This is a genomic window from Acidimicrobiales bacterium (assembly GCA_036378675.1).
Lineage (GTDB): Bacteria > Actinomycetota > Acidimicrobiia > Acidimicrobiales > Palsa-688 > DASUWA01.
Window position 1 is genome coordinate 25,162 of record DASUWA010000057.1, and the last position, 10,141, is coordinate 35,302.

The 10,141-nt window shown below is 63.3% G+C and carries 13 protein-coding genes; 7 read left to right on the forward strand and 6 right to left on the reverse strand.

The genetic code is table 11. From position 1 onward, the window contains the following. The first annotated feature begins 28 nt into the window (after positions 1-28). From VFZ97_18370 to VFZ97_18395, 6 genes are all read left to right on the forward strand, one after another. Complete coding sequence (locus VFZ97_18370) at positions 29-802, forward strand: UPF0158 family protein (GenBank protein ID HEX6395406.1); 774 nt, start codon at positions 29-31, stop codon at positions 800-802. After that, complete coding sequence (locus tag VFZ97_18375; GenBank protein ID HEX6395407.1) at positions 799-1,191, forward strand: HEPN domain-containing protein; 393 nt, start codon at positions 799-801, stop codon at positions 1,189-1,191. Before VFZ97_18370 ends, VFZ97_18375 begins: the two co-directional genes overlap by 4 nt. Before the next feature lie 340 nt (positions 1,192-1,531). After that, a complete protein-coding gene (locus VFZ97_18380) occupies positions 1,532-1,831 on the forward strand; it encodes a hypothetical protein (protein ID HEX6395408.1) in 300 nt (99 codons plus the stop codon). Further along, positions 1,828-2,103, forward strand: a complete 276-nt coding sequence (locus tag VFZ97_18385; protein HEX6395409.1) for a hypothetical protein — start codon at positions 1,828-1,830, stop codon at positions 2,101-2,103. The genes VFZ97_18380 and VFZ97_18385 overlap by 4 nt, the downstream gene beginning before the upstream one ends. Positions 2,104-2,235: 132 nt before the next feature. Further along, on the forward strand, positions 2,236-3,087 hold the full coding sequence (locus tag VFZ97_18390) for a hypothetical protein (protein HEX6395410.1): 852 nt from the start codon (positions 2,236-2,238) through the stop codon (positions 3,085-3,087). A gap of 234 nt (positions 3,088-3,321) precedes the next feature. Further along, the gene (locus VFZ97_18395) at positions 3,322-3,807 is read left to right on the forward strand and encodes an HIRAN domain-containing protein (protein ID HEX6395411.1); all 486 of its coding nucleotides are present in this window, start codon (positions 3,322-3,324) and stop codon (positions 3,805-3,807) included. 169 nt (positions 3,808-3,976) lie between these two features. On the opposite strand, the gene VFZ97_18400 is transcribed toward VFZ97_18395, so the two are convergent. The 5 genes from VFZ97_18400 to VFZ97_18420 form a co-directional block, all read right to left on the reverse strand. Then, positions 3,977-4,393: a hypothetical protein gene (locus VFZ97_18400; GenBank protein ID HEX6395412.1), complete on the reverse strand. Its 417-nt coding sequence runs from the start codon at positions 4,391-4,393 to the stop codon at positions 3,977-3,979. 31 nt (positions 4,394-4,424) lie between these two features. Then, on the reverse strand, positions 4,425-5,243 hold the full coding sequence (locus VFZ97_18405) for a hypothetical protein (protein HEX6395413.1): 819 nt from the start codon (positions 5,241-5,243) through the stop codon (positions 4,425-4,427). A gap of 268 nt (positions 5,244-5,511) precedes the next feature. Next, positions 5,512-5,667 carry a hypothetical protein gene (locus tag VFZ97_18410; GenBank protein ID HEX6395414.1) on the reverse strand — a complete coding sequence of 52 codons (156 nt, stop codon included), beginning with the start codon at positions 5,665-5,667 and terminating at the stop codon, positions 5,512-5,514. Between the two features lie 915 nt (positions 5,668-6,582). After that, the gene (locus tag VFZ97_18415) at positions 6,583-7,686 is read right to left on the reverse strand and encodes an IS110 family transposase (protein ID HEX6395415.1); all 1,104 of its coding nucleotides are present in this window, start codon (positions 7,684-7,686) and stop codon (positions 6,583-6,585) included. A gap of 327 nt (positions 7,687-8,013) precedes the next feature. Next, positions 8,014-8,496: a hypothetical protein gene (locus tag VFZ97_18420; GenBank protein HEX6395416.1), complete on the reverse strand. Its 483-nt coding sequence runs from the start codon at positions 8,494-8,496 to the stop codon at positions 8,014-8,016. Between the two features lie 437 nt (positions 8,497-8,933). Here VFZ97_18420 and VFZ97_18425 point away from each other — a divergent pair, with 437 nt between their 5' ends. Beyond that, on the forward strand, positions 8,934-9,266 hold the full coding sequence (locus VFZ97_18425) for a hypothetical protein (GenBank protein ID HEX6395417.1): 333 nt from the start codon (positions 8,934-8,936) through the stop codon (positions 9,264-9,266). 168 nt (positions 9,267-9,434) lie between these two features. Here the strand turns inward: VFZ97_18425 and VFZ97_18430 are convergent, their stop codons facing one another. Continuing rightward, a complete protein-coding gene (locus VFZ97_18430; protein ID HEX6395418.1) occupies positions 9,435-9,785 on the reverse strand; it encodes a hypothetical protein in 351 nt (116 codons plus the stop codon). Between the last annotated feature and the right edge of the window lie 356 nt (positions 9,786-10,141).

A 10,141-nucleotide genomic window follows, 5' to 3' on the forward strand; every position in this document is an offset into this window, starting at 1 on the left:
CGCAGATCGAGCGATAAAGGAGATAAAGATGCTCGAGCTCTCAGCAGTAGACCTCGGCGCGCTCGCCGAGGCATTGGAGGACCACTCGGACATGGTGCAGTGGTTCATTCACCCCACAACCGGAGAGGTCGTCCCGTGGATGGAGGACGGGGATGAGCCGTGCCCGGACGAGGTTGGCGCGCGCTACATCGACCAGGTCCCCTCGAGCGAGGCCTACAGGGACATGCAGGACTTCGTGGCCCGGGTACCGGACCGCCGTGCCGCCGATCTGCTGTGCCGGGCCATCGAGGGAAGGGGCGCGTTCCGGCGCTTCAAGGACACCCTTTTCGAATTCCCGGAGCTGCGCGAGGCATGGTTCAAGTTCCATGACGTACGAATGCGCCGGCGGGCCATCGAGTGGCTGGTCGACTGTCGCTTGGTGGACGACTCGGCCGCTGACTCGGTACTCCAGGGTCTCGAGGACCCGCCTGTTGGTCAGGGAACGGTCGACCCGTACGATCTGGCCCACGACGTCGCCATCCGGCTCCATGAACTCTTCGGCTCCCGCCTGGTGGATGTGGTCCTGTTCGGCTCCTATGCGAACGGGACGGCCACCGAGGAATCCGATCTCGACCTGGCCGTGATCCTCCGCGACGCCGCTTCACCGTGGGAGGACGCCCACCGAATGGACCAGATTCTCTGGGAGAAGACCCTCGAGTCCGGGATCACCGTTTCCACGGTCGTCATCGACGCGGACGATTGGCGGCGGGCCACCGCTCCCTTGCTGGCCTCGGCGAAGGCCCAGGGCCGCTCGGTGAGTTGAGCACCCGCCGGGGCGGCATGGACCGCGCCCGTCACGAGCTCGAGGCAGCCGAGCTCCTGGCCCGGAACGGTTTCCTCGCCGCTGCCGTGTCACGGGCCTACTACGCCGCCTTCTATGCCGCGGAGGAGGCGCTGGCGCTCGTCGGCGTCGTCCGCTCGAAGCACTCGGGCGTCGTTGCCGCAGCTGCCACCATCCTGGTCAGGCAACAGGGCCTGGACCCCGAAGCCGGCCGGCTGCTGCGGTCGCTATTCGAACGGCGCAGCCGTGCCGACTACAACATCGACGACGACACTCCCGCTCAGGAGGCGATTCGAGCAGTGTCGGATGCCTCCACCGTCGTGACTGCGATCACAAGTTGGATGGCAAGCCGAGGCGATCTCAGGGAGTAGTCATCTTCTCCTCGGGACTAAGCGACCAGCGCGGAGCGCCGACTGGATATCGAAGGTTGACACGGCGACCGAACCAAATGCGCTCGCGTTCTGGAACACACCCATCCCACGCTGCCGATTCCACCGTCCCTTTCGGCTTTTCACCCAGGCGAGCGAGTTGGATGCAAGAGAAATGGGACATTTCACCCCCTAAGACCCTATGATCTCGGTCGATGGGGCCTTTCATAAGTTGGTGTGTCTGGGACTCGAGGTCCTTGTAGTAGGAGCCTCCTGTGGCGGATCACATTCATCGCCAACTGTCACGCAGCACGTGGTCACGCCGCCTTCCAGTGTGGACCACTTGTATTTCCGTCCTGTTATCTGCACCATCCCGCCGGCGTCTCCCAGCGCGCCGGTGATCCCACCTCCGGTTGGATCTTTCGCCGAGTTGGCGTGCCAGAGCAGCACGCCGGCCCTCGTCCCTTGGACAACATTGGAGCAGGAGTCCTCCGCGTCATCGGTGGTCCTCACCTACATCAACGGGTACACCGGCGGAGGTGTTCGCTACGTAGTCGGACGAGCGGATCTCACGACCCTCGATGTCGTGTCCGCCGAGACTGAACTGGCGCCCGTTCCGGCGTCGCGTACGAGGTGGTGTTGAGGTTGACTCCTTCGGGCCTCAGCAAACTTGATGCTGTCGCCGCCACCCGTTACCCCTTCTACCGGCAGAACCCGTCGAACCCTCCGCCACAAAGCAGAGAGGCCATCGAGGTAGACGGCACGGTTCTGGTAGCGCCTCCGATGGAAGCCCCGAAGTACACCGGATCGGTGGTCATCAACACTCCCGGTATGAGCTTGGACGCGGCTGATCAGGTCGTCTCTAGGATCAACCAGGCCGTCGCCAGCGCCCGAGGGCACCCCGCCCAAACCTAGACCTAGCCCGCAGCCAGAACGCCGACTCGGCGTGGGTGATTGACATGGCAACGTCATCAGAGGAGCGCGTGTTCTGGCACTCCGTCGCCCGTCGAGGGGAACCAACTCGGCACCTCCTACCGTCCAAGAAGCGTGGGCTTGTCAAGAGCGGATAAATGCGACACTGGCATGGTGGTCGGCCGACACCGTTCTCTGAGACTTGCAGCCGGTCGCGTCCTCGTCGGGACGACGACCATGCTCATGGCCGGGTGTTCTCACGGTGGTCGATCCGGCGCAGGTTCGCCGGTCGTGCCGAGCGCGAGCTGCCCGGCTCTCGCATCGGCTCCCCGAGTCGACATCAACGAAAATGTCATCGTCGGGACATGGGATCAGACCGCGACTGTGCGTTCGCTCGAACAACGCCTTCGACTGGTAGGGGCCGGCTGTCCCGAGGCCAGAGTGGGGCCGGCACCCGATAATGGCCTCCCAATCCCAGCCGGCGGCGGGACCCTCGAAATTCGGTGGCTGAAAGGGGTCGGCGACGACCCGAATCAGGCCAATGCGCACGCCTTTTATCTGCTTCGGGATGGCGACCTAGCGCTGCGCAGGATCACCGGTGAACCCCCAGGGGCATGCACCCGCAATACATCGCTCGCCGATGATCGCAGCCCCCGCGACATCGTCATCGCCGGAAAGTGCACTCACCTGAGCAGTGCCTTCATCGATCACATCCGTCCGATCAAGGCGGCCGTGGCCCGAGACCGCGACCCGTTCACCTGGACCTTGACGCTCACGCTTGATCGCGCCACGACCCGCCGTGTCGCACGTGCCCGCGAGCCGCTGTTCGCGTCGATCGACGGCTTCCCGCGGGGCCGAGCAGTCCTCGCCGGCGATGTTCTTACCGCCAGAGGTCACTATGACGGGGGCGGCATCGAGGCCCGTGCCGACGCCGTCAACACCCAAGTCCCGATTGCCACGATCCCGTTTTATTTCGCAACCTCGTAGCCGCTCAACGACTACCAAACCACAGCTGTGTGTCTCGACGCGACCGAAAGTCTCATCAGCGCTGGGTAGGGAGCAGAAAGACGAATGTATCGACGTAGCGCTTATCGGCTGCTACCGAACAGAGCCAGATCGCTAGATATACGGGTGATCCATCGTGTATCTCATGCCGGCGTCGGTAAGCTTCAGCCGGCGTGGAGGGGTAGATCTTTAGGTGCGCCGGGAAGGTCGTGGCAAGTGTTGCGGCGGAAGAGGCATCTGGTCACGTCCTCTCCGACGACCGTTCGATACTCGCTCGTCACTGACGAGCATTCGTTCGTCGGAGACCGAGGTGAGCGGATCGATGTTCACGGTTGGTCGGTCTACAGCGCCGCCGGTCAGCCAGTCTTGGCAAGCGACGACGGCCCGATCCACGCCGACATCTGGTTCACCCGAATTGCGGGAATGCCCCATCATCGGGCCTCCCAACGACCTGAGTGCGCTCCAGGAAGGCTGGTGACGCTCGTCCCGGAGCCTACGAACCCGGCCGACAAGAATGCGATTGCGGTTTACGCCAACCGGCGGCTCGTCGGCTACGTTCCCAAGAACGCGGCCAAGCGTCTCGCCCCACTTCTCTCGGGTCGAAGGGTCGAAGCTCAGATCACGACCTGCTACTCAGACGGTGGTGAGCGAATCGGCGCTCACATGATCTTCTCTCTTGGCACGCCCTTCGATCTGCACTGACCGGAACGGGCTGACACCGTCGAGAGAGCAGCCAGCTTCGTGGTCTCCCGCCCCGTGGCTGAGAGACCCGAAAGAGAGCCGATCGCCGACTCCCGAGCGTCCAACGGTTCGCCCCCCGCCCTCCGGGCTAGCGCGGGATGAGGAACTTTATGAGCGAGTGGAACGACGTTCAGCGGTGCGGGCGAAGCCAACGGAATGGCCTCGGTTCGTAGTCGATCCTCACGGGGTGGGGGGCCAGGGCCGCCAAGACCTCATCTCGGTTGAGGCACCAGAAGATCATGTAGCCGCCAGCTTTGCCGACGAACCTGACGCCCCTTGCTTGGATCGGTGCAAGGGCGCTGTCAGTTCCATCCGCGTCAGGGCGACCGATGGCCTCGATGACGGACAAGTCCTCGTAACGCGCTCGCCATGGCGGGAAGATGGGGAGCCACCGGAAGGTTGATCGCAGTTCGACACCGGAGGGGTAGATCGCCAGGGTGATCAGCGGATGGCTGATGTTCATGAGTCCGCTCCGCCCATGCCGGACTCCGCCTCGGAAGGTTTGAAGCGGCGTGGACTCGTCGAGCGAACCGTCACCGCGGAGCATTAACCATCACAGTTCCATTTTGCGGGCTGTCTCAGCGTGGAGGTAGTCCGATCCATGCTGTTGTTGGCTGGCCGACGCTGACGATCCAGCACGTCGATGAGGGTGCGCAGGTTATAGCGTCCGTCGCGTCGTGAGAGGGTCCGTGAGTGAGACTCCAGGTCCGTCCGCTGTCGTGCGTTGTGACGAGGTCGTTTGAGTTGTCCAGGATGAAGCAGGTCTGGGCGTTCTCGCAGGCGAGTCCCACTTGATGGTCGGGATCGAGGGCGAAGCTGAGGTCGGAGCTTTTGCTGATCGCTTCGTCATTGCTGACCGGTCCGAGGGTTGTCCATGTGACTCCACCGTCGAGTGTTGTGGCGAGGTGTTCGAGGTCGTCCTGGCCAAGTGTCTCGTACTCTGCCCAGCATTGCCCCGACCAAATGCAGGCGAGCTGGTCGATGTGACCTGCGTCGGGGATGGAGATGGTGGTCCAGGTTTGGAAGTCGTTGCTCGTCGCAGCGAACGCCGTTTTGGGTCCAGCTGGCGGACCTGTTGCGGTGATATCGAGGGTTTCGCTTCCGTACACCAAGCACCGAGACGATGAGCATGCGATCATGTCTGCGTCTATGGAGTCTTTGACCCACGACGGGGGGTAAGGGATGATATTCCATGTCTTGCCGTTGTCGATAGTGCGAGCGACCGCCTGATGCGTAGAAGCTGCGTTGTCGGCGACGATGAAGCAGTCGTTCTGGTCACAGGCGACGGAAGCGATACCGCCATCTAATGGCGGTGGAAAGCGGGTGTTCGACCTCCAGTTGAGCCCCGCGTTGGTGGTGCTCGCCGTGATCGAGAACTGGTTGCCATTGCTGTCCACGTAGGTACTGCCGAAGATACACTCGGTTGCGCTAGGGCAGGTGATAGCTGATCCGCTATTTGTGTACCCAGCTTCGGGTCCGCCGGGGGGCGAGGGCAGGGAAACTTTCCGCCACCCGGAAGGGGGTGGGCTTTTCGTTGGCGAGTTCGAGGGCGGAGAACCTCCATTAGCTGCCCCGATCGTGTGTACAGGGGGGACCCCGAGCAGGCGGCCGTGACCAGACTCATACCGAGTACCGCCGTGAGCTTCAGCCGGGTCGCCTGCATCCTCAGAGCGCCTGCGGCTGCTTTGGGGCTTGGCCGCTGCATCGTTGCTGGTCTTGGTATCGGCAGGCCTGGTTCGGGTTGACGATCCCCCCACTGGACACCACGAGGATCGTCGAGAGAATCGCCCCGATGACGAACACCCAAACCCAGATCTTCATTAGCCCCTGGTTCGCGTGACCCTCGCCGGCGAGGTGCTCGCCGGGTTCGACGATGTTCCCGCCCGGCGCGACGCGGGCGGTGTCGCAGCAAACCCGGGCGAGGTTTCCCTTTGGTGCTTCGCAGACCGATCTGGTTCATGTGTGCCCCTATCCGCCGCCTCTAGGGTACCTCGGCATCAGGGGCATCGGCCACCGATACAGATTGCCCGATCTGGAACACGCCGCCGTAACCGTCTTTACCTCCCGACTGATGTGCATATCGACGGTGACGCGCCTCGGCTCCGGTCTGAAGTCAACGACGGCTAGCGGCAGAACGTACGCCCAGATCGTCGCGAGCGCCGCGAGCGTTCTGACGCGGCAATCTAGCGCTGGAGCTGGCGACCGACGCGCGCGGGATCGCCGACTCGGCGTCGATGGTTGACGTGTCTCCGTAACCGGATGCGCTCACGTTCTCATGTGGAACGGCCTGTCAAGTGGGTCGCGAGACTCGTTTGGGATTGGTTTTTGGCCGCGCCGGACAGAAGGTCCCGGGGGATGTCTGCTGTTCGAGCAGGCGGCGGGGCCCCGGGGTCAAGAACGCAGCGCCCGCAGGCGCAGCCGAGGACGAACGGTTCTTGACGCTGGGGTGGCGGCTGCTACGCGGCCCCGACGCGGAAGGGTGGTGACCTGGGTTGGGGGCTTGTCAGACGCGCCAGCCGATCGTGGATCGGACCACCGCCACTCTCATGTACGCGTGTCGGAATCGCAGAGTGTGATCGCGCAGAAGTCGGCCCTGCACTGGCGCCGGCACCGGCTGTTGCTGGTGTCAGAGAACGCACGGGCGTCAGGTCTGCGATGGCGGTTGGCTGGCGCGTCTGGGAAGTCCCGAGTGCCTCGGGCGCCGATCGGCGAGACACTCGGATTGACCTGGTCATCTCATGCGGTCATCTCAGCCCACACGAACCCGGCGAGCTCTCTGGCGACCGCTGCGGCGACGGTGTTCTTGCTCTCTTTGCGTCCGGCCAGATGACGCCAGCGGGTGCACAGGCGTTGCTGGGCTTTCCAGGATCGGGCCATGACCATCGGGTCGAGCCCTTCTTGGCGGCGCTTGATGCGCGCGGACAGGACCGGGGCGTAGCGGTATGACCACGCGGATTCGACCAGCTGGTCGCGCACGTTGACATTCCCGGCGTGAGTCAACTGTCCCCGCCAGGTCGAATCACCAGACGAGTACTCGCGGGGGACCAGACCGCAGAAGTTCATGAACGCGCCCGCGGTGTTGAACCGCCTCCAGTCGCAGATCTCGGTGGCCAAGGTCAACGCCCCGACATGCTCGATACCCCGATAGGCGCCCAGGCGGGTGACCGCGTCGGCGAACAGCTCGTGGCTGAACCAGGTCCTCAGCTCCGCCTCCATCGCGTCCAACGTCGCTTCTCGAGTCGATAACTCGGCCAGGTAGAACCCGTAGGCCACTCGCACCGCAGGGTCGTCGAAACCCCGCGTGGCTACCCAGTTGCGGTGCTTGATCGTCCAGGTGTACCCGTCACGCCAGACCACCGAGTGGCGCAACAGGAACGACCCGATCCGGTTGCGAGCCCGGGTCAGGTCCCGCACCGCCACCCTGCGGGCCCGACAGACATCGCGGACGCCTTCCTCCGCCGGCGAAGGCACCCTGATCGCGGTCAGCTCACCAGCCCGGTGCAGGCGAGCCAGTCGCTTGGCGTCACGCCGATCGGTCTTGATCTTGTCGCCCGGGGCCCGAGGTATCAGCGACGGGGCGATCACGTCGCAACGCACACCGAGGCGGCCCAGCAACCGGTGCAACTCGTAGCCGGTCGGACCCGCCTCATAACACGCCCACAGCTTTCCCGGCGATCCCAAACGGGTTACGAGTCGGCGGACCGACTCCTCATCGTGGGCGATCTTCTCCACGTCCGCGACCCGGTCCTCTGGCCGGAGCACCCCCACCGCAATCGAATCCTTCGACACATCCAAGCCGAGGTGGACCACACCCCGATGCGACAAACTCTTACTGGACACGGTCGGCTCCCTTCCGTATGTGGCTCCATCCGCTCGATGCGGGATGACCCACGCATTTTCCTGCGGAACCGAGCCGGCCGTTCCATTACAACTGGCGCGATGGATGTGGGCTTCCATCACGCCCGCAGCATGAGGTTGCCCCGGACCCGGACCGGCTTGAACGGGCTGCCACCCTCACCAGCTGCGGGTTGGGCGCATCTTTACCGGGTGGATGCGCCTTGGGCGGGTTCGCCGTCGATTCTACGGCTGCCTCCTGCACGCCGACCGCCGATTAATTTCGCTATCCCGTTCGGACGATGGCCTCCAGCCAGCCGCTCGTATGGAGTGTTATGCGCTGCATTCGCCCGGGGCCGTCAAGACCGCCTCCTGGAATAGCGCGTCTAGGTAGGCAACCTCGTATCCGACGACCGAGAAGTCGCAGGGCTGGGTGTAGCTCTGAGCGATCGTGCTCTTGGTCGCCGATTCGAGGTCAGTGAGGTCGTCGATCGCCGCTATGTAACAGGGATTCCGTGCTGCCCCGGGTTGGAGATCAGCCACGGCTAGCTTGAGCGGTCCCACAATGACCCCGGAGATCGTGTTTGCTGGCTCCTCGCTCCACGCTGCGGCAGCAGCCGTGTGGGAACCCAAATCGCATGCATCCGGAGCTGTATCTGGCACCCTAAAGAAGCGGTCTAGAGCCTTCTGGGCTGAACTCCACTCTGCGTTTTGCTCGGGCGTGACATTGGCATCAGGCATGCCAGCGATGAGTCGGAGCTCAGCGATGGCGGCTTCGTAACCGGACTTGTTGCCCCCGTCAGTTGACTCCCCCATACGGAGATCCCTGATAGCTACCGGCAGGGCAAGGTTTTGCGCGGCACTTCCTCCCCATAGCCCGCTGCCCAGCCACTGTCTCTTGGCTGCCAAATACATCGAGCCAGATGGCCTCCCGGAAGGAGGGCCGCTACAGGACGCCACGAGCAACGCGATCGCCAAGAGAGGGATCCGTCTCATACATGCGGGCACGCACCATGTTCCCACGCAAGTCGAAGCCTGTCTCTGGACCCCCCGAAATCTGAGACGCCGCAGACGGGCACCCAGACATCGATCGCCGAATCTCGCGTGATCTGGGACCGTCGCAAGCGGGTGCGAGATGGAGCTGTGCGTGATTCTCTGGCGGCGGGCGATCTGTGAGTGAACGCGCCGAGTACTGGCGGCCTCGACCAGACCGTTTCGACGTTTCAGCGAAGTTGTGCTCCTACGTCAGAGGTATGAGAAGCGGGATTGTGGCGTACTGGAGTCCACCGCTTGTAAGAATGACCGTCTATCCCGCCGGAGTAGAACTTGGACCGGCGTCGAAATGGTTGAGGGTCGTTGTCCCTTTCTGGCAGGTCCGCTTCGACGAGATCGAAGTGGTCGAGGCTGTAGGCAACGGTTTGCTCGTCTCGGGCGTACGGTTTCGGACTATCGGCGGCGGCTGGAGGATATTCGCCACGCATCGCCCAGACGAGGTCCTTGACCTCTTCCGTCAGGCGGGTCTCGATGTAGATCCAACCCTATGGAGTTTTCGCCCCCTCGATCCCGGAAATGAGCTTCGCGACTGAGAGAGGTTTGCGGGAGAAGCCCTGTCCCAGTGGTGTCGTCTGCAGGAGATCAGAGCGAGGCTGGGTTCTCCTAGTTCAAACCCGCTCGTATAACGCCGAGTACGCGCTCGGCCCCCGTGATGCCCCGCCGTCACGCTGAAGCGCAAGACAGAATCTTATGGGCGGGGATCAGGAAGCCGACGCCGAGCAGTAGCCGGGACTGGCGCAGAACGAGACATCAATCGGAACATCGAGGGTTCGCAGAATCCCGTCCGGACCCTCGTAAGCAAGCACCAAACCCTTGTCCTCCTCGACGTACTTGCTCGACATCTTGAACTCGACGCCGAGTTCGGTTGTAGCAACGTCATGGACGCCTACCAGAGCTTGTTGATAGGAGCCGCTACAAGGCGTGACCTCGGCCCCATCAGGGGGAAAGCCTGATGCCTCTAGCGACCCCCGGTTGAAGCCCAATACTTCCGCACCGACTGGTCTGGTCGAGAATCCTAGGACAGTCAGCTCGTCGGTGCCCCCCCAAAGCACTGACTGACACGATGTGGACAGATCCAGGCCGGCCTGCCGCGCACAACACGATCCCGCCGATGGTAGCCACTTCGCCATCACGGGTGAGTGCCCGGCAAGTCGAGATTCTTGAGCGCCGAACCAGACAGAACGAGAGCGGTGTAATCGGGAGTCCGCTGTGGAGTCAGTCCGGGTATGCCATTGGGCGGTACCGTCACTGGCACCGCTGAGGGCGTTCCTACCGGCGCATTGGCACCCGATACCTTCACGACCAGGGTGAACACAACGCCGGTCGCGATCACACCCACAATGCAGAGAACGCTGAACCACCGCGGAACCGCACGGCTAAGAACATCCCGCCCATCAGACTGCACCTA